The sequence below is a fragment of the Achromobacter sp. HZ01 genome, from assembly GCF_003267925.1.
Lineage (GTDB): Bacteria > Pseudomonadota > Gammaproteobacteria > Burkholderiales > Burkholderiaceae_B > Achromobacter > Achromobacter pulmonis_A.
In genome coordinates, this window is record NZ_LWKV01000001.1 from 924,488 (window position 1) to 943,516 (window position 19,029).

18 protein-coding genes are annotated in these 19,029 nt (G+C 68.5%); 8 read left to right on the forward strand and 10 right to left on the reverse strand.

What is annotated here, in order from left to right; genetic code table 11:
* Entirely contained in the window at positions 1-393 is a 393-nt protein-coding gene (cueR, locus tag A6B37_RS04445) for a Cu(I)-responsive transcriptional regulator (protein WP_111825021.1), read from the reverse strand.
* 120 nt (positions 394-513) lie between these two features.
* Here cueR and A6B37_RS04450 point away from each other — a divergent pair, with 120 nt between their 5' ends.
* From A6B37_RS04450 to A6B37_RS04460, 3 genes are all read left to right on the forward strand, one after another.
* Positions 514-714, forward strand: coding sequence for a heavy-metal-associated domain-containing protein (locus A6B37_RS04450; protein ID WP_102771363.1), 201 nt, complete (start codon positions 514-516; stop codon positions 712-714).
* A gap of 172 nt (positions 715-886) precedes the next feature.
* The gene (locus tag A6B37_RS04455; RefSeq protein WP_102771362.1) at positions 887-1,615 is read left to right on the forward strand and encodes a glutathione peroxidase; all 729 of its coding nucleotides are present in this window, start codon (positions 887-889) and stop codon (positions 1,613-1,615) included.
* Between the two features lie 205 nt (positions 1,616-1,820).
* Positions 1,821-3,257: a dihydrolipoyl dehydrogenase gene (locus A6B37_RS04460; protein WP_111825022.1), complete on the forward strand. Its 1,437-nt coding sequence runs from the start codon at positions 1,821-1,823 to the stop codon at positions 3,255-3,257.
* Positions 3,258-3,301: 44 nt separating this feature from the next.
* On the opposite strand, the gene rlmJ is transcribed toward A6B37_RS04460, so the two are convergent.
* From rlmJ to A6B37_RS04475, 3 genes are read right to left on the reverse strand one after another with little or no spacing between them, the layout of a single operon-like run.
* The gene (gene rlmJ / locus A6B37_RS04465; protein WP_111825023.1) at positions 3,302-4,192 is read right to left on the reverse strand and encodes a 23S rRNA (adenine(2030)-N(6))-methyltransferase RlmJ; all 891 of its coding nucleotides are present in this window, start codon (positions 4,190-4,192) and stop codon (positions 3,302-3,304) included.
* Between the two features lie 11 nt (positions 4,193-4,203).
* A complete protein-coding gene (gene ugpQ, locus A6B37_RS04470) occupies positions 4,204-4,953 on the reverse strand; it encodes a glycerophosphodiester phosphodiesterase (protein WP_111825024.1) in 750 nt (249 codons plus the stop codon).
* A 46-nt stretch (positions 4,954-4,999) separates the two neighbouring features.
* Complete coding sequence (locus A6B37_RS04475; RefSeq protein WP_111825025.1) at positions 5,000-6,292, reverse strand: M20/M25/M40 family metallo-hydrolase; 1,293 nt, start codon at positions 6,290-6,292, stop codon at positions 5,000-5,002.
* A 271-nt stretch (positions 6,293-6,563) separates the two neighbouring features.
* On the opposite strand from A6B37_RS04475, the gene A6B37_RS04480 reads away from it, so the two are divergent.
* Complete coding sequence (locus A6B37_RS04480; RefSeq protein ID WP_111825026.1) at positions 6,564-8,531, forward strand: SurA N-terminal domain-containing protein; 1,968 nt, start codon at positions 6,564-6,566, stop codon at positions 8,529-8,531.
* 4 nt (positions 8,532-8,535) lie between these two features.
* On the opposite strand, the gene A6B37_RS04485 is transcribed toward A6B37_RS04480, so the two are convergent.
* Positions 8,536-9,183 carry an arylesterase gene (locus A6B37_RS04485; protein ID WP_168202109.1) on the reverse strand — a complete coding sequence of 216 codons (648 nt, stop codon included), beginning with the start codon at positions 9,181-9,183 and terminating at the stop codon, positions 8,536-8,538.
* Here A6B37_RS04485 and A6B37_RS04490 point away from each other — a divergent pair.
* Positions 9,182-9,859, forward strand: coding sequence for an ABC transporter ATP-binding protein (locus tag A6B37_RS04490; protein ID WP_102771356.1), 678 nt, complete (start codon positions 9,182-9,184; stop codon positions 9,857-9,859). The genes A6B37_RS04485 and A6B37_RS04490 overlap by 2 nt on opposite strands.
* 6 nt (positions 9,860-9,865) lie before the next feature.
* Here A6B37_RS04490 and A6B37_RS04495 read toward each other — a convergent pair whose 3' ends face one another.
* From A6B37_RS04495 to A6B37_RS04505, 3 genes are read right to left on the reverse strand one after another with little or no spacing between them, the layout of a single operon-like run.
* On the reverse strand, positions 9,866-10,849 hold the full coding sequence (locus tag A6B37_RS04495) for an ABC transporter substrate-binding protein (protein WP_102771355.1): 984 nt from the start codon (positions 10,847-10,849) through the stop codon (positions 9,866-9,868).
* Positions 10,850-10,871: 22 nt separating this feature from the next.
* Positions 10,872-12,518, reverse strand: a complete 1,647-nt coding sequence (locus A6B37_RS04500) for an iron ABC transporter permease (RefSeq protein ID WP_111825027.1) — start codon at positions 12,516-12,518, stop codon at positions 10,872-10,874.
* Positions 12,519-12,531: 13 nt separating this feature from the next.
* Positions 12,532-13,608 (reverse strand): ABC transporter ATP-binding protein, encoded by a 1,077-nt coding sequence (locus A6B37_RS04505; protein ID WP_102771353.1) that lies wholly within the window; start codon positions 13,606-13,608, stop codon positions 12,532-12,534.
* 250 nt (positions 13,609-13,858) lie between these two features.
* Between A6B37_RS04505 and A6B37_RS04510 the strand changes: the two genes are divergently transcribed.
* Both A6B37_RS04510 and serB read left to right on the forward strand, forming a co-directional pair.
* Positions 13,859-14,764: a LysR substrate-binding domain-containing protein gene (locus tag A6B37_RS04510; protein WP_111825028.1), complete on the forward strand. Its 906-nt coding sequence runs from the start codon at positions 13,859-13,861 to the stop codon at positions 14,762-14,764.
* A 14-nt stretch (positions 14,765-14,778) separates the two neighbouring features.
* On the forward strand, positions 14,779-15,489 hold the full coding sequence (gene serB, locus A6B37_RS04515) for a phosphoserine phosphatase SerB (protein ID WP_111825029.1): 711 nt from the start codon (positions 14,779-14,781) through the stop codon (positions 15,487-15,489).
* A gap of 1 nt (position 15,490) precedes the next feature.
* On the opposite strand, the gene fabV is transcribed toward serB, so the two are convergent.
* The gene (gene fabV / locus A6B37_RS04520) at positions 15,491-16,681 is read right to left on the reverse strand and encodes an enoyl-ACP reductase FabV (protein WP_111825030.1); all 1,191 of its coding nucleotides are present in this window, start codon (positions 16,679-16,681) and stop codon (positions 15,491-15,493) included.
* Positions 16,682-16,756: 75 nt separating this feature from the next.
* The gene (locus tag A6B37_RS04525; RefSeq protein WP_111825031.1) at positions 16,757-17,716 is read right to left on the reverse strand and encodes a DMT family transporter; all 960 of its coding nucleotides are present in this window, start codon (positions 17,714-17,716) and stop codon (positions 16,757-16,759) included.
* A gap of 86 nt (positions 17,717-17,802) precedes the next feature.
* Here A6B37_RS04525 and A6B37_RS04530 point away from each other — a divergent pair, with 86 nt between their 5' ends.
* Positions 17,803-18,708 (forward strand): LysR family transcriptional regulator, encoded by a 906-nt coding sequence (locus A6B37_RS04530; protein WP_102771348.1) that lies wholly within the window; start codon positions 17,803-17,805, stop codon positions 18,706-18,708.
* Positions 18,709-19,029: the final 321 nt, after the last annotated feature.

The following is a 19,029-nucleotide window of genomic DNA, read 5'->3' on the forward strand; positions in this document are numbered from 1 at the left end:
CTAGTGCGCGCTGCCCAGGCCTTCCAGGATAGGGCAGTCCGGCCGCTGGTCGCCGTGGCAGGTGCGCGCCAGATGCTTGAGGGTGGCGGCCATCTCGCGCAGCGCCTCGGCCTTGCGCTCCAGGTCGTCCACGTGCTGGAGCGCAATGCGCTTGACGTCGGCGCTGGCGCGGCTGCGGTCCTTCCACAGCGCCAGCAGCTCGTTCATCTGTTCCACCGAGAATCCCAGGTCGCGCGCCCTGCGCACGAAACGCAGGGTGTGCAGGTCGTGCTCGCTGTAGACGCGGTAGCCCGAGTCGGTGCGCACGGCCGGGCCGATCAGGCCGATGCTTTCGTAGTAGCGGATCATCTTGGCGGAAATGCCGGAGCTTTTCGCCGCCTCGCCGATGTTCATGGCCAACCTCCGTAGTGTCGTCCCATTCTACGCTTGACCTTGACACAATTGGAAGGTTTAAGCTGTGTTCACGGTGGACAAAACAGCGTCCGCCAACCTTGAATCCCTCTGGAGATAAACATGAGCATCGAGTTCCAAGTGCCCGACATGACCTGCGGCCATTGCGTCAAGACCATCACCGGTGCCGTGACCCAGGCCGCGCCGGGCGCGACCGTCACCGTGGATCTGCCGTCGCACCGCGTCATCGTGACGGGCGCGGGCGAGGCCGCCGCGATCGAGGCCGCGATCCGCGATGCCGGCTACGAGCCGTCGCGCGTGTAATCTCCCTTGGGGCCGCCGGCGCAAGTCCCCGCCTGCCGGCCGGCGGCCCCGGGGCCGATTGCCTCAGGCTATCAATTAATTAAAATTATTAAATTTGATTAATTAATAGCTGGCGTTTATCATTCTTTCCATGGTGGTTGAACAAGACCCCGCTACCCCAAGGAGAGATTGAATGCTGCAGAACCGCGAAGGCCAACGAGTCCCCAACGTTACTTTCCCCGTCCGCGAAGACAATACCTGGAAGAAGGTCACTTCGGACGATATCTTCAAGAATAAGACCGTTGTGGTCTTTTCGCTGCCCGGCGCCTTCACGCCGACCTGCTCCTCGACGCACCTGCCGCGCTACAACGAACTGGCGCCCGCCTTCTTCGAAGCCGGCGTGGACAGCATCGTGTGCGTGTCGGTCAACGACACCTTCGTCATGAACGAATGGGCCAAGGACCAGGAATCGTCCAATATCACGCTGCTGCCCGACGGCAACGGCGCGTTCACCGAAGGCATGGGCATGCTGGTCGACAAGAGCGACCTCGGCTTCGGCAAGCGCAGCTGGCGCTACTCGATGCTGGTCAAGGACGGCGTGATCGAAAAGATGTTCATCGAGCCGGAAAAGGAAGGCGACCCGTTCGAAGTGTCCGACGCCGACACCATGCTGGCGTATTTCGCCCCGAAGGCCAAGAAGCCGGACCAGGTCGTGGTGTTCTCCAAGCCGGGCTGCCCGTTCTGCATCGAAGCCAAGGCGCTGCTGGACGCCAAGGGCTACTCCGCGATCGAGATCCCGCTGGACAACAAGGTCCGCGGCCGCGTGATCGGCGCGGTCTCGGGCAAGGGCACCGCTCCCCAGGTGTTCATCAACGGCTCGCTGGTCGGCGGCCTGGAAGAACTGAAGGCGCGCATCGGCTAAGCGCCTGCCGGGACCGGGGCGTACGTCCCGGTCCGCCGGCCGGGCCGCCCGCCGCGGCCCGGCATCTTCCGCGAATTTCCCTCGTTGCGCATCTTGGTGCGGCCCCGTCCGGGCGCCGCGGGACGGCGTTCGTCCTCAGGCTGCGCAACAAGGCGGAATACGCCTTGCAAATCCTGCCCCACGCCATACAGGGAGACCCCAAGACATGAAGACTCTGCACACCGACATCGCCATCATCGGCGCCGGCACCGCCGGCCTGGCCGCCTACCGCGCGGCGAAAGCCGCGGGCAAGCGAGCGTTGCTGATCGAGGGCGGCCCCTATGGCACCACCTGCGCCCGCGTGGGCTGCATGCCGTCCAAGCTGCTGATCGCCGCGGCCGAAGCGGCCCACAGCGCCGCCCACACGGATGCGTTCGGCGTGCGCGTGAACGGCAAGATCAGCGTCGACGGCGCGGCGGTCATGGACCGCGTCAAGCGCGAACGCGACCGCTTCGTCGGTTTCGTGCTCGAAGGCGTGGAGAACATCCCCGCCGAGGACAAGCTGCGCGGCTATGCCCGCTTCGAGTCGGATACGGTGCTGCACGTGGACGAGCACACCGAGGTGCAGGCCGCCAGCATCGTCATCGCCACCGGCTCGCGCCCCTCGGTGCCGCCGCCTTTCCGCGCGCTGGGAGACCGGTTGGTGGTCAACGACGAGGTGTTCGCTTGGAACGACCTGCCGCGCCGCGTGGCGGTGTTCGGTCCCGGCGTGATCGGCCTGGAGCTGGGCCAGGCCCTGGCCCGGCTGGGCGTGACCGTGCGCGTCTTCGGCGTCAGCGGCAGCCTGGCCGGCATCAGCGACCCGCAGGTCCGCCAGGCGGCGCGCAAGATCTTCCAGGGCGAGTTCTACCTGGATCCGGACGCGCGCGTGCTGGAGACGACCCGCGTGGGCGACGAGGTCGAAGTGCGCTACGTGGCGCTGGACAACAGCGAACGCACCGAGCGCTTCGACTACGCCCTGGTCGCCACCGGCCGCCGCGCCAACCTGGACGGGCTGGGCCTGGAGCACACCTCGCTGGCGCTGAACGCGCAGGGCGTGCCGGTCTTCGACCGCGAAACCATGCAGGCCGGCGACAGCGCCATCTTCATCGCGGGCGACGCCAACGCCGACGCGCCGCTCCTGCACGAGGCGGCCGACGAAGGCCGCATCGCCGGCGAAAACGCGGCGCGCTATCCGGACGTCCGTCCCGGCCTGCGCCGCGCGCCGCTGGCGGTGGTGTTTTCGGACCCGCAGATCGCGGTGGCCGGCAAGGGCCACGCGCGGCTGATCCCGGGCACCTATGTGATCGGCGAGGTGGATTTCGGCGACCAGGGCCGCTCGCGCGTCATGCTGAAGAACCGCGGCCTGCTGCACGTGTACGCCGATATCGAAACCGGCCGCTTCCTGGGCGCGGAGATGGTGGGCCCCAGCGCCGAGCACATCGGCCACCTGCTGGCCTGGGCCGTGCAGCAGGAATTGACCGTGGCGCGCATGCTGGAGATGCCGTTCTACCACCCGGTGATCGAAGAGGGCCTGCGCACGGCGCTGCGCGACGCCGCGGCCAAGCTGGCGCTGGCGCGCGAGGCGCTGCGGCCGGAAGCGACGGAAGACGAGGTGGTTTGAGGGCGGGCGTCCCGCGCCGCAGCGCCTGCGACGCGGGAATCGCCTTAATCGTCCGAGTGTTTTTTCGGCGCGGGGAAGGGATTTTCCCGGAACTGCAGCGTGAACCCGGCGCGTTCGTCCTGCCCCAGCGTGCGCGCGAGGTAAGGCATGGCGGGCTTGAGCGCGTCGTGCAGGGTCCAGGGCGGATTGATCAGGAACATGCCGCTGCCGTGCAGGCCGTAGCCGTCGATGGCGGCTTTCTTGACGGTCAGCGTGGCGTGCAGCCAGCTCTTGACCTTGAGGTTTTCCAGGTGGCGCGCCATCTCGCCGGCCTCGCGGCGCTGCACCAGCGGATACCAGACGGCGATGGTGCCGGTGGCGAAGCGCTTGATGCATTCCTTGACGGTAATGAGCGTGCGGCGGTAGTCGTTCTTGTCTTCGTACGAAGGGTCGATCAGCACCATGCCGCGGCGCGTGGGCGGCGGCAGCAGCGCCTTCACGCCCTCGAAGCCGTCGTCGCCGTAGATCGTGGTCTGGCGCTGGGCGGTGCGGCCCTGGTGCTCCAGGTTGGAGACCAGCGTGTCGATTTCGGTGGGATGCATCTCGAACAGCCGCAGCCGGTCCGATGGGCGCATGGCGTCCAGCGCCAGCCACGGCGAGCCGGGATAGCGCTTGAGGCGGCCGTTGGTGTTGTAGGCGCGGATGCGGGCCACGTAGTCGGCCAGGATGGGCGGCAGGTCCGGCGCTTCCCACAGGCGGCCGATGCCGTCGGCGAACTCCGAGGTCTTGGCGGCCCAGTCGCTGTCCAGGCTGTAGAGCCCGGCGCCGGCATGGGTGTCGACCACCCAGTAGGGCGCGTCCTTGCGGTTGAAGTAATCCAGCGTGTGGATCAGGATGGCGTGCTTGAGCACGTCGGCATGGTTGCCGGCGTGGAAGGCGTGGCGGTAGCTGAACACGGCGCGGTGCCTCAGGCGGCGGGCCGGATGGCGGCCAGCTCGTCGGTGAAAATGCCGTCGATGCCCCAGTCGAGCAGCAGGCGCGCGCGTTCCGGGTCGTTGACGGTCCAGGCCGCGATGCGGTAGCCGGCGGCGTGCACGGCGTCGATCAGTTCGCGGGTGGCGTCTTTCTGGTTGATGTTCAGCGCCACGCATTCGTACTTGGCCAGGCGCTCGCGCCAGTCGGCGGGGACTTTTTCCACCAGGAGCGCGCGCGGCACTTCCGGCGCGGCCTCGCGCGCGGCCGCCAGCGCGGCTTCCGCGAACGAGGACAGCAGGGGCAGGGGCGCCGCGTCCTGCCACAACTGGCGGACGGCCAGCGCCACGGCGCGGCCGGTCTCGGCCTCGCGGCCGGGACAGGGCTTGATTTCGACATTGCTGGCGATGCCGTTGGCCAGGGTGTAGCGGGCCACGGCGGCGAAAGTGGGCAGCGGCTCGCCGGCGTAGGCGGCCGAATGCCAGCTGCCGAAGTCCAGTTGCGCCAGTTCCGCGTAGGTCTTGTCCGCGGCCGGGCCGGCGCCGTTGGAGGTGCGGTCGACCTTGTCGTCGTGCATCAGCACCAGCACGTTGTCGCGGCTGAGCTTGACGTCGTATTCGAACATGGTGAAGCCGTGTTCGGCGCCGACGCGCATCGCGGCCAGCGTGTTCTCCGGGGCCAGCCGGCCGCCGCCGCGGTGGGCGATGTAGCGGGAATAGGGCCAGGAGGGTAATGTTGCGCTCATGGAGGTGTTGCAATCAGGTTCTTGGGACAGGATTGCAAGGATACTCCTACTTCAAGGGCGCCTTGCCCTGCGACACGTCCATGATCATGCGGGCGGCCAGGTATAGGCGCGGCACGATGCTGTCGATGCGGATGTATTCGGCGTCGTTGGAATGCGCGCCGAAGCCGGACAGGCCCATGCCCTCGATCACCGGCCCGCGCGCCTTGAGCGCCGCGAAGGCCGCGTCGGTGCCGCCGCCGCTGGCGCGGTCCACCACCTTCAGCGGCAGGTCCAGTTCCTTATAGATCTCCACGCCGTGGCGGGCCAGCGCGCGCGAGGCGGGCGTGGCCTCCAGCGGCGGGCGGCGGATTTCGAATTTCACGCTGACCTTGGAATCGGGCAGCAGCTTGTTCTTGATGCCTTCCTCCAGGCTGCGCGACAGCGCGTCGAAGTCGGAGACGCGCAGCGCGCGGGCGTCGGCCTGCGCGGTGGCCTGGCCCGGGATGACGTTGCGGTTGGTGCCGGCCTGGGCCACGGTCCAGTTCAGTTTCAGCCCCGCCTCGGGCTTGGACAGGTCGTCCAGCTGCAGCACCTGGTGCGCCAGTTCGTAGAGCGCGTTGACGCCGCCTTCGGGGCGCGAGCCGGCGTGCGAGGTCTTGCCCTGCACCGTGAGGTAGGCCGCGCCGATGCCGCTGGTGGCCAGCGTCAGGCGGGGCTCGGCGCCGCCGCCCTCGAACGAGAACACGGCGTCCTGCTCGGCGCCCAGGCGGGTGATGGTGCTGCGCGCCCCGGGCGAGCTGATTTCCTCGTCGCCGTTGATCAGCACGGTCAGGGTGCCGAAATCGTCGAAACCCAGCTTCTGCAGCAGGGCGATGGTGTGCAGGATCATGGCCACGCCGTGCTTGTCGTCGGCGATCCCCAGCCCGTAGGCCTTGTCGCCGTCGATCCGAAAGGGCTGGTCCTTCAGCATGCCGTTGCGGTAGACGGTGTCCATGTGGGCGATCAGCATGATCTTCCTGTCGCCCTTGCCCTTGAATTCGGCATGCACCATGGGGCCGACCTTCTCGGGCGTGTCGTCCAGCCGGAACACGTCGGTGGCCGGCAGGATCTCGGCTTTGCCGCCCAGGGCCTTGAGGCGGTCGCGGATCAGTTCGGCGATGCGCTCCACGCCTTCGACGTCCTTGCTGCCGGATTCGATCCCGACCAGGTCGCGCATGGTGTCCAGCATGCCCTGGCGCTGCGCCTGAGCGGCTTCGTGCACGGCGGCGACCGGGGCGGCCAGCGCCGCGTGGGTGCCGCCGAGCAGGGCGAGCGCGACGCAGGCGCGCAGAACGGGCAGGCGGGGGGCGGAAAACGGCATCGGGGCGACCTCTTTGCGGGTGGAAGGACCCGGCCACGATACGAGGGGCCGCAGGCGGCGGAAATAGTGATTCCCCGGGTTGACGGCGGATGCGATCCATGCGGGCGAGGGCCGGGTTTCGCCCGGCTCACCCGGCGAATGAGAAATGCTAAAATCCGCCCGCTGACCCGGTAGTGACCGGTATGGGAATGGGGCGAATCGGGTTCGCCCTTTTTTATGCGTTTTCGTGCGGCTCCGGGTGGATACCCCGGAGCGCGGCAACAGGGATTCCATGTTCGAATTTATTCGCAGCCATCGGCGCTGGATGCAGTTCATCCTGCTGCTTCTGATCGTGCCGTCCTTTTTCCTGGTCGGGATTCAAGGCTATGAGAGTTTCATGCGGGCCGAGCCCGAACTGGCCACGGTCGCCGGGCAACCGGTTTCGCGCGCCGAGTTCGACCAGGCGCACCGCAACCAGCTCGAACAGCTGCGCCAGCGCCTGGGAACGCAGTTCGACCCGGCCGTGATCGACACGCCGGCGCTGCGCGAAAACCTGCTGAACCAGCTGATCAACCAGCGCCTGCTGGCCAACGTCGCCATGGACAACCGCTTCTCGGTGTCGGACGAAACGCTGCGCAATACCATCGCCGCGATTCCCGAAGTCCAGGACAACGGCCGCTTCTCGCCCGAGCGCTACCGCCAGGTGCTGGCCGCGCAGGGCATGTCGCCGACCTCGTTCGAAGCCGGCCTGCGCCGCGACCTGGCCGTGGCCCGCGTGCTCGAACCGGTCGGCCAGTCGGCCCGCGCGCCGGCCGAGGTCGTGGCCGCGCTGGAAACCGCGCTGACCCAGCAGCGCACGGTGCAGCTGCGCCGCTTCGCCGCCGCCGACTTCCGCTCGCAGGTCAACGTCACGCCGGCCGACATCCAGTCCTGGTACGACGCCAACAAGCAGCAGCTGCAGATCCCCGAGCAGGTCCAGGTGCAGTACCTGGTGCTGGACGAGGCCGCCGCCACCCAGGGCGTGCAGGTCAAGGAAGAAGACCTGACCGCCTATTACGAACAGAACAAGAACCGCTTCGGCAAGCCCGAGCGCCGCCGCGCCAGCCACATCATGATCGAACTGGCCCCCGGCGCCTCGGAAGAGGCCCGCAAGGCCGCCCGCGCCAAGGCCGAGGACCTGGCCCGCCAGGCCGCCGCCGATCCGGCCCGCTTCGCCGATCTGGCCGCCAAGGAATCGCAGGACGCCGGCTCGGCCGCCAAGGGCGGCGACCTGGGCTGGCTGGCCCCGGGCATGCTGTCCGGCCCGCTGGAGAAGGCCGTGTTCGGCCAGGCCAAGGACCAGGTCTCGGGCGTGATCGAAAGCCCGTCGGGCCTGCACATCGTCAAGGTCACCGAGATCCAGCCCGCCGCCATCAAGCCGCTGGCCGAGGTCAAGGACCAGATCACCGGCGAAGTGCGCAAGCAGATCGCCGCGGTGCGTTTCTCGGAAATGGCCAGCCAGCTGAACAAGCAGGTCTACGACCAGCAGGACAGCCTGCAGCCGGCCGCCGACGCCGTCGGCCTGAAGCTGCGCACCGCCTCCGGCGTGACCCGCGAGGGCCTGCTGCCCGCCGACCAGGCCGGCCCGGGCTCGGCCGCCGACAGCCCCGACGCCGCGCTGCTGGACAACCCGCGCGTGCGCCAGGTGCTGTTCTCGCCCGACGTGCTGCGCGAAAAGCACAACTCCGGCGTGATCGAACTCTCGCCCGACACCATGCTGGCCGTGCGCGTGGCCGCGGTGCAGCCGGCCCACGTGCCGCCGCTGGAGAAGGTCAGCGATTCGATCCGCGCCAGGCTGATCGACGAGCGCGCCGCCGCCGCCGCCAAGCAGGCCGGCGAAGCCGCCCTGGCCGCCGACAAGGCCAGCCCGGCCACCACCGTGCCGGAAGGCTATTCGGCGCCGCAGACCGTCTCGCGCCAGGACCCCAAGGGCCTGCCGCGCCCGGTCCTCGAAGCCGCCATGCGCCTGCCCGCGGGCACGCTGCCGGGCTATGCCGGCGTGCAGTCGGGCGCCGACTACACGCTGGTGCGCCTGGAGAAGGTCGAGGCCGGCAAGGTCGACAAGGCCGACCAGGACAGCCTCGCGCAGCAGCTCTCCGGCGCCTGGGGCCAGGCCGAGAGCGAAGCCATGATTCGCATGCTGCGTGAGCAGTACAAGGTCGAAGTGCTGCCGGCCGCCGCCGACGTCATCCGCGGCGACCAGCAGCAGGCCGCCGGCTGACGCTTCAGTCGAGCATGGGCCGCAGCGTCGGCCACACGTTGTCCAGCAATTTGGCCTGGGCATCCTCGTTGGGATGGATGCCGTCGGCCTGGAACATCGCCCGGTTCGTTGCAATACCTTCCATCAGGAAGGGCACGAGCCGGGCGTTTTCGTCTTTGGCCACCGTGGGGAACACCTGTGCGAAGCGCTGGGTGTAGTCGCGCCCGTAATTGGGCGGAATCTGCATGCCCACGATCAGCACGCGGGCGTCGGCCTGGCGCGCCGCCTGCGTCATGGTGCGCAGGTTCTGCTCGGTCATGGACAGCGACAGGCCGCGCAGCGCGTCGTTCGAACCCAGCTCCAGCACCACCACGGCCGGCTCGTGCTGGCGCAGCAGCGCCGGCAGGCGCGCCACGCCGCCGCTGGTGGTGTCGCCGCTGATGCTGGCGTTGACGACGCGATAGTTGGGGTATTGTTCGGACAGGCGGGCCGACAGCAGCGGCACCCAGCCGGTGCCGCGCTTGATGCCGTATTCGGCCGACAGGCTGTCTCCCAGGATCAGCACGGTGCGGGGCGCGGAACCCTGGGCCGGCGCGGCGGTCTGAGCGTGGGCGGGCGCCACGCTGGCGGTCGCCAGGACGGATACGAGTAGCAGACGGGAAAATAGGCGCATGGATAACAAGAATTCGATCGAGGTGAAAGGGCTGGGCAAGCGGGTGGCCGACGCCGGCGGCACGCTGTCTATCCTGGAAGGCATAGATTTTACGGTCGAGGCCGGCAGCGCGGTGGCCATCACCGGCAGCTCCGGTTCGGGCAAGTCCACCTTGCTGGGACTGCTGGCGGGGCTGGATGTTCCCAGCGCCGGCAGCGTGCGCCTGGCCGGGCAGGACCTGTTTTCCCTGGACGAGGACGGCCGCGCGCGCCTGCGCGCCAACCACGTGGGCTTCGTGTTCCAGTCGTTCCAGCTGCTGCCCAACCTGACCGCGCTGGAGAACGTGATGCTGCCGCTGGAACTGGCCGGGCAGGCCGCGCGCGAGGCGGCGCAGGCCATGCTGGAGCGCGTCGGCCTGGGCGCGCGCCTGCATCACTACCCGCGCACGCTGTCCGGCGGCGAGCAGCAGCGCGTCTCGCTGGCGCGCGCCTTCGTGGTGCGGCCCGACCTGCTGTTCGCCGACGAGCCCACCGGCAGCCTGGACGCCGCCACCGGCGTGACGGTCATCGACCTGATGTTCGACCTGCACCGCGAGCACGGCACCACGCTGGTGCTGGTGACCCACGATCCGCAGCTGGCGGCCCGTTGCGGGCGCCAGCTGGTCCTTGCCGCCGGCCGGATGGTCGACGGCAACTGAGGGCGCTTATTTCGCCTTCGAGACGGCCTGGTTCCAGGCGGCCACCACGGCTTCATATTCCTTGGCCGCCGCATCCTGGTCGATCGGGAAGATCTTGATGCTTTTGAGGTCGGGCAGGGTGGTCAGGCTGGCCACCGGGATGTCCGTGCGCGTCGGGCGGCGGAAGTTGTTCACCAGCTGGGCCTGCTGCGATTCCTTGCTCAGCAGGCCGTCATACAGGGCGCGGGCGGCGTCCGCGTTTTTCGCGCCCTTGATGATGAACATGCCTTCCGGCGCCAGGTAGCTGCCTTCGGACGGATACACCAGCTTGATCTCTTTCTGGCCGCCGGCCACGTATTCCTGCGCGGCGTATTCCAGCGTCAGGCCCGCGGCGTATTCGCCGGCCGCCACGCCCTTGTAGGTGGTGCCCGACGAAGCCGTGATCACGGCGTTGGCCGCGATCTTGTCCAGGCCTTCCTGGCCGAACTGCTTGTACAGGCCGTACACCAGCATGTAGGCCGTGCCGCTCTTGGACGGATCGGTGATGGCGAACTTGTTCTTCCACTGCGGCTGCATCAGGTCCGTCCAGGTCGCCGGCGCGGGCAGGCCCTTGAGCTGGCGCTCGTTGACCATCATCACCATGACGTGGACGTTGGTGCCGACCCACAGGTCGTCCGGGCCGCGGAATTCCGCCGGGATCTTGTCCAGGTCGGCCGGGCGGTAGGGCTGCAGGTGCTGGCGGTAGGCGCCCAGCGTGCCGAAGCCGCCGCTCCAGAACAGGTCGCCGCGCGGGTTCTGCGCCTCGGCCTCGATGCGCTTCATCATGGTGCCGGTGCCGCCGGTGACCGGCTGCACGTTCAGCTTGGGCGCGTGCTGCCTGACCGCTTCCAGCGCGGTTTCGATGGTCTCGGTGTTGTTGGACGAGTAGAGCACGACGTTCTGGGCCTGGGCCGCGCCGGTTGCCAGTGCCGCCGCCAGGACGCTGTGCTGAAGTAGGTGCTTGAGTTGCATGGGTAGCCTCTGTGCGAGTGGGTTATTTGCCGGAGAACAGCTTGATGCGGAACGCCTTGACCGACACGATGATGGGCAGCACGATCACCGTGACCAGCGCCGCGCCGTAGGCCGAGGCCATGCCCAGCCTGCCGCCGTCGACCTGGCGGAAGATGGCGATGGGCATGGTTTCCAGGCCGCCGCTGTAGGCGACGATGGAGGCCGACAGCTCGGAGATCGTCGTCAGCCACATGAGGATGGCGGCCGAGATGATCGAGGCCTTCATGGCGGGCAGGACCACCTTGAAGAAGGTCATGAGCGGGGAGACGCCCAGGCTGATCGAGGCTTCCTCGATCGACTCGGGAATGTTGAACAGCACCGACGAGGCGTTGCGCACCGCGAACGGCAGGCGCCGCACCGTGTAGCACAGCACCATGATGCCGGAGGTGCCCGCCAGCACCAGCCAGCCGGTGTTGAAAGTCTGCACCAGCGCGATGCCCAGCACCGTGCCGGAGATGGTCAAAGGCAGCACCACGATGTAGTCCAGCACCTGCGTGGAGGCGCTGCGCTTCTTGATCGTCAGGTAGCTGGCCAGCACCGCGAAGGACACGCCCAGCACCGTGGCCAGCGAGGCGAACTTGAGCGAATTGAGAATGGGCTCGGGCGCGCCGTGCAGCGCGCGCTGCATGCTGGCCAGCGACCACTGACCCCATTGCATGACCGGCCCGCTGGTCTTGGTGAAGGCGGCGATGAACACCACGATCAGCGGCAGCAGCGAAATGCAGATCACCAGGCCCACGCCGCCGGTGTAGAACAGCGCCGTCCACGAGCGCACGCGCACCGGGGCCGGCGCGCGGCCCTGCGTCATGGTGTAGACCTTGCGTTCGACCACGCGCTTCTGGAAGAACAGCACGATGGCGACGATGGCGATGGACACCACCGACATGGCGCTTTGCAGCGTGGGGCTGCCGCCCATTTCGCTGACGAAGGTGTTGTAGGTCATCACCGACAAGAGCGGCACGCGGCTGCCCAGCAGCGTGGCCAGCGCGAAGTTGCCCACCACCAGCGTGAACACCACCAGCGCGTTGACCAGCACCGCCGGCAGCAGCACCGGCACCAGCACGCGCAGCTTGGTCAGCAGCGGCGGCGTGCCCAGGCTCAGGCCGGCTTCCTCCAGCTGGCCGTCGAAGCCGCGCAAGGCCGCCAGCACGCCCAGGTAGATGTAGGTGTAGTAGACCAGCGTCATCGAGAACAGCATGCCGGTCCAGCCGTAGAACGACGGCAGCGAAATGCCGGCGTCGCCCAGCAGATTCGTCAGCAGGCCGTTGTTACCCAGGATCAGCAGCCACGACTGGCCCACGATGATCTCCGGGATGACGATGGTCAGCACCGGCAGGATCGCCACCAGGTTCTTGAGCGGGAAGTCGTAGCGCGCCACCATGTACGCGAACGGCACGCCCACCAGCACGGTGCAGGTCGTGACGGCCAGGCCCAGGATCAGCGTGTTGCCGAAGGCCTCCACGTACTGCGAGTCGGCCAGCAGGGCGCGAAACCCCTCCAGCGTGAAGCCGCCGTCCTGGCCGGTGACGCTGTTGCCGAACAGCACGCCCAGCGGATACAGCACGAAGAACAGCAGCACGGCCAGGCTGATCGCGGTGAGGACGCCCCAGGGCCACCATAGTCTTTTCATGGCGTGGCGTTCCTCAGGCGTTGACGACGCGGCTGTCGGCGGGGATCAGCACCTGCACGGCCTCGCCTGGCTGGAACTGCGCCACCATGTTGCCGGCGTGCAGTTCGACGCGGATCTCCGAGCCGTTGGCCAGTTCGATCCGGTAGGCCGTCTTGAAGCCCAGGTACTGGCGTCGCAGCACCTTGCCGGGCAGGGTGTTGGGCACGTAGGGCGTGGGCGCCATCAGCGCCAGCTCCTCGGGCCGCGCGATCAGGATGCCCTGGTCGTCCAGGCGCTCGCTACCCTGCATGCCGTCGAAGCCCAGGCCGCAGAGTTCGTAGCGCACGTGTCCGGCCGGCGCGCCGGCCTGGCCGTTTCTGGCGGGCACGGGAATCACGTTGGCCGAGCCGATGAAGTCCGCCACATAGGCGTTGACCGGCGTGCCATAGAGTTCCTCCGGCGTGCCCAGCTGCGCGATGTCGCCGCGGTCCATGATGGCGATGCGGTCCGACATGGCCAGCGCTTCTTCCTGGTCGTGCGTCACGAACACGGTCGTGATGCCGGCCTCGCGCACCAGGTCCAGGATCACGTCGCGCATCTGCAGCCGCATCTTGGCGTCCAGGTTCGACAGCGGCTCGTCCATCAGCAGCACGCGCGGGCGGATCACCAGCGCGCGCGCCAGGGCCACGCGCTGGCGCTGTCCGCCGCTCATCTGGGCGGGAAAGCGTTCGGCCAGCGCCTGCAGGCCGACCTTGTCCAGCGCCTCGTTGACGCGGCGCGCGATCTCGGCGCGCGCCACGCCGCGCGCGCGCAGGCCGTAGGCCACGTTGTCGAATGCGGTCTTGTCGGGAAACAGCGCGTAGTCCTGGAACACCATGCCGATGTCGCGGCGGTGCGCGGACACGTGGGTCACGTCGTCCCTGTCGAACAGCAGGCGTCCGCCGTCGGGCGCGTAGAAGCCGGCGATGCAGCGCAGCAGGGTGGTCTTGCCGCAGCCGCTGGGGCCGAGCAGCGTATAGAACGCGCCGTCCGGGATGTGCAGCGAAAGGTTGCGCAGCACCTGCTGCCCGCCGAAGGTCTTGACGATGCCGTCTACCGTGATTGATGCCATGTTGGGTTCCCCGATGAGGTTCCCGGCATCATAGGAATGGGCGCGCGGCGCGACCAGCGGTGTTTTTTAAGGCGTGGCGTTAGATTTTCTAAGAGGTCGGCGCGCGTGCAATCCCCTAGAATGCGGCTGGACGGAGGGGTGTGCGCGCGTTCGACGCCGGGCACCGAGAATAAATACACGACAAGGGTAGACGTGGGACAACGCAGCATAGCGCGGCGCCGGGCGGGCGCCCGGGCGCGCCGCCATTGAGATGGCGGCGCCCAGCCTGCCGCCGCTGAAGGCCTTGCGGGTGTTCGAAGTCGCGGCGCGGCTGCGCAGTTTCACCGCGGCGGCCGAAGAACTCAGCATCACGCACAGCGCGGTCAGCCAGCAGATCCGCATCCTCGAAGAGTATGTGGGCCAGCCCCTGTTCGCGCGCGAGGCGCGCGGCGTGGCGCTGCTGCCTTGCGCCCAGGCGTATTTTCCCGAAGTGCAGGCCAGCCTGGAGCGCATCGCCGCGGCCACCGCCAAGCTGAAGTCGCCCGGCTACGGCGGCGCGCTGCGCGTAAGCGCCACGCCGTCCCTGACCATGAAGTGGCTGATCCCGCGCCTGTCGGCGTTCCAGGCGCTGCATCCGGGCATCGACGTGCAGCTGACCACGCAGGGCCGTCCGTTCCTGGACCGCGGCGGCGACGCCGGCAGTGACGTGCTGGTCCGCCTGGGCTACCTGGCGCATCCGGAATTCACCTGTGTGCACTGTCTGGACGATTTCCACGTGCCGGTGGCCTCGCCGCGCTTCATCGAGCGCAACCGCCTGGCCGCGCCGGCGGACTGCCTCGGCCATCCGTTGCTCAAGGTCGCCGGCGGCATGGACCACTGGCCGCGCTGGTTCGCGCTGGCCAAGGTGGACGTGCCGGCGCAATTGCCCGGCCCGGTGTTCGACCATCAGTTCCTGTGCATGCAGGCCGCCATGAACGAGCTGGGCATCGCGCTGGCGCCCTGGTGCCTGCTGGACGACGACATCCGCGCCGACCGGCTGCGCCCGCTCTTCACGCAGCCGCAACTGCCCAACGCCGGCATCCACGCGCTGTACCGCCCGGACAGCCCGGCGGCGGCCGCGGCGCAATTATTCATCGAATGGCTGCGCGCCCAGGGGCGCGAGGCCTCGCAACCCTAGACAAGGAATTCCCCATGCCGCTGCCCACGTCCAACCCCGGCCTGCAATGGCGCGGCATCGCGCCGCCGCTGGCGCTGTCGGACTACAAAGTGATCGCGTTCGACATGGACTCCACGCTGATCTCCATCGAGACGCTGGACGAGATGGCCGACCTGATGGGCAAGAAGGCCGAAGTCGCGGCGCTGACCGAGGCCGCCATGCGCGGCGAAAGCGTGGACTACAAGCAAAGCCTGCGCGAGCGCGTGGCGCTGCTGGCCGGCATGCCGGCGGCGATGCTGGACCGGGTCTACGAGGAGCGGGTGCGCATCAACCCCGGCGCCGAGACGCTGATCGCGGCCTGCAAGGCGGCCGGCCTGACCTGCCTGCTGGTGACCGGCGGCTTTACCTGCTTTACCGACCGGCTGCGCGCGCGCCTGGGCCTGGACGACGTGCGCGCCAACGTGCTGGAAGTGCGCGACGGCCTTCTGACCGGCCGGCTGCTGCCGCAGCCCTGGGGCGACATCTGCGACGGCGAGGAAAAGCGCCGCAAGCTGCTGGAGGTGTGCGCGGCGCGGGGCGTGGGGCCGCAGCGCGCCATCGCGGTGGGCGACGGCGCCAACGACCTGCCGATGATGCGCGCGGCCGGCCTGTCGGTGGGCTACCGGGCCAAGCCGGTGGTGCGCCAGGAAGCCAAGGTGGCGATAGACGAAGGCGGCCTGGACCGCCTGCTGGAGCTGTTCGCCTGAATCAGATCAGGCCGCGGATCTCGACGGCCGGATCGACGTCGGCCTCGTAGTCCACGCCCTCGACCTCGAAGCCGAACAGGCGCAGGAATTCCTGCTTGTAGCCGGCGAAGTCCGTGAGCTGGTAGACGTTCTCGCTGGTGACCTGCGGCCACAGCGCCTGTACCCGGGCCTGCACCTCGGGATCGAGTTCCTTGCGGTCGGCGCGCAGCCGGCCTTCCTCGTCCAGGATCGGCGCCGGGCCGCAGATGCTGTCGCGGTACAGCCCGTAGACCTGTTCGATACAGCCTTCGTGCGTGCCTTGCTCTTTCATGACCTTGAAGAGCAGCGACAGGTACAGCGGCATCATCGGGATCGCGGAGCTGGCCTGCGTGACCACGGCCTTGAGCACCGACACCCGGGCGTCGCCGCCGCGCGCGGCGAGCCTGGCGCGGATGTCGAGCACCTTGCGGTCCAGGTCTTTCTTGGCCGCGCCGATCGATCCGTTCCAGTAGATGTCGTGGGTGATCTTCTCGCCCAGGTAGGTGAAGGCCGTGGTGGTGGCGCCTTCGGCCAGCACGCCGGCCTCCAGCAGCGCGTCGATCCACATCTGCCAGTCCTCGCCGCCCATGACCGCCACGGTGGCGTCGATCTCGGCCTGGGTGGCGGGTTCCAGCACGGATTCCCTGACCACTTCGCGGTCGGTGTCCAGGCCGCGCAGGGTGACGGGCGCGCCGACGGGCTTGAGCGTGGAGTTGTAGACCTCGCCGGTCCGGGGATGGGTGCGGCGCGGCGCGGCCAGGCTGTAGACCACTTGGTCGACCTGGCCCAGGTCGCGGCGGATGGCCTCGATGGTCTTCTGCTTGATCTCGTCGGAGAACGCGTCGCCGTTGATGCTCTTGGCGTAGAGGCCGGCGGCCTGCGCCGCTTCGTGGAAGGCGGCGCTGTTGTACCAGCCCGCGGTGCCCGGCTTGCCGCCCTCGGGCGCGCGCTCGTAGAACACGCCCAGCGTCTGCGCGCCGCAGCCGAAGGCCGCGCTGATGCGCGCCGCCAGGCCGTAGCCGGTGGACGCGCCCAGCACCAGGACGCGCTTGGGTCCGCCGGCGATCGGCCCCTGGGCGCGGACGTAGTCGATCTGGTTCCTGACGTTGGCGGCGCAGCCGGCAGGGTGGGTGGTCACGCAGATGAAGCCGCGCACACGGGGCTTGATGATCATGAGGGCCTCGGTTCGGGAAATATCGGGAAAAGCGCTAGGGCGACCCGCATTGTACGGGAGCCGCCCGGCAAGGACTCAGCGGGCGCGGGCGTCGGCCAGCGGCGCGCCCGGCGCGCGTCCGCGGCGCCATTCCACCACGCCGATGCAGATGCCGCTGGCGCAGATGATGGCGATGCCCAGCCAGGTCAGCGCGTCGGGAAAATGGCCCCACACCAGCCAGCCGACCGCGGTGGCGCTGATGATCTGCAGGTACACGAAGGGCGCCAGCGTCGAGGCCGGCGCGCGGCGGTAGGCGGCGATCTGGAACAGATGGCCCAGGCCGCCGGTGATGCCGGTGGAAATCAGCAGCAGCCAGTCCTGCGGCGCCAGCGCGCGCAGCACCGGCATGGCCGGCGGCAGGATGAAGGGCAGGGCGAGGGTGAGCACCACGGTGCCGACCGCGCCGCTCCAGATCAGCGAGGTGAACGGATCGTCGCCGGCCACGCGGCGCGTGGCGATGAACTGCACCGCGAAGCAACAGGCCGTGAGCAGGCCGAACAGGGTGCCCACCGGGTCCAGGCCGCCGCCCGGACGGATCACGATGACGACGCCGACGAAGGCCACGCCGGCGGCCACGAAGCGCGACAGGCGCGCCGGCTCGCGCAGTATCCAGGGCGCGGCCGACAGCACCAGCAGCGGGGCGAGGAAGTTGATGGCGGTGGCCTCGGCCTGCGGGATGTAGCTCAGCGTGGTGAAGAACATCAGCGTGGCCAGGAACATGGAGCCGCCGCGCAGGATCTGTTCGCGCGGCTTCTTGCTGCGCACGATGCCCAGCCCGCGCGCCGGCAGCACCAGCGCCAGCACCAGCACCAGGTGCACCGCGTAGCGGAACCAGGACAGCACCAGTAGCGGCACGCCCGCGCTCATGACCCACTTGCCGCTGGCGTCCAGGCAGGACAGGACCCACATCGAAAGCACCAGAAACAGCACGCCCAGCATGGGGCCGCTGGCCGCGGGCGCGCCTGCGCGCGTACGACCGCTATCGGCCGGGTTCATCGGAAGACTCCTTGATTTGGGGCCCTGTTCCAGGGTACTGACGGGCGGCTGACATGATACGCTCATCGAGCCGGGGGAACAGGCTCATGATCGAATTACGCAACATCGAAACTTTTTTCTGGGTGGCCACGCTGGGCAGCTTCCGCGCGGCCTCCGAGAAACTCAACACCACGCAGCCTGCGGTATCGCAACGCATCGCCTCGCTGGAGGCCGACCTGGGCGTGCGCCTGTTCGAGCGCGAGGCGCGCGGCGTCAAGCTCACCGGCAAGGGCCATGAATTGCTGTCGCACGCCGAACGCATGCTGCAGCTGCGGCGCGACATGTTCGAGGCCGCGCGCGAGCAGAACGTGATGACGGGCACCGTGCGCATCGGCGTGGCCGAGACCATCGTGCAGACCTGGCTGCCGGCCCTGATCGAACTCATCCACACCAACTATCCGGCGCTGGTGCTGGAGATCGAGGTCGACACCACGCACGTGCTGCGCTCGCACCTGATGTCGCGCCAGATCGACCTGGCCTTCCTGATGGGGCCGGTGCTGGAGGCGCGGGTCGAGAACCTGGCGCTGTGCACCTATCCGCTGGCCTGGGTGGCCAGCCCGGTGCTGGACCTGGGACCGGAGCCGCTGACGCTGGAGCGCATCGGCAAGCTGCCCATCATCACCTATCCGTCCAACAGCGCGCCGTACCGGGTCGTGCGCGACATGCTGACGCGCGCCGGCGTGACCGCGCCGCGCATGTACGGCAGCGCCTCCATGTCGATGGTGGTGCGCATGACCCAGGACGGCATCGGCACCAGCGTGATCGCGCCGGTGTTCCTGGGCAAGGAGCTGGCGCGCGGCGAACTGCGCATCCTGCGGGTGCAGGCCGACCCCTTGCCGCAGCTGAGCTTTACCGCGACCTGGGTGCAGGGGCCGGACAGCCACGCGGTGCGCGTGATCGCGCAGATGGCCCAGAAAGTGGCCGCCCAGGCCGGCGACGGGACGCCTTGCTAGCCGTTGGCAGGGTAGGTGTTTTCCCCAGCAGACAGTGTCCCTATTTTTATGAAAGCCGTTTTTGCGGCGCCGCGCAAAACCACCGCCGCGGCCCGCAAAGCCGCGCCACAGCGTGATTTGCGCAAAAAGTCGTAGCCCGCGTCCGGAAGACCCAAGAAATATTTATACCCCCGTATCGCAACATACGATTGGACGCTCCCGGGCCCTGACGCTGCAATGGCGGCGCATCTACGATCGCCGCGGGGCTACTGACTCCCGATCAGCCATCCGCGCGCCACCGGGATAACGGGGTCCCGCGCGCGGCATACCATCCCGCCAGCT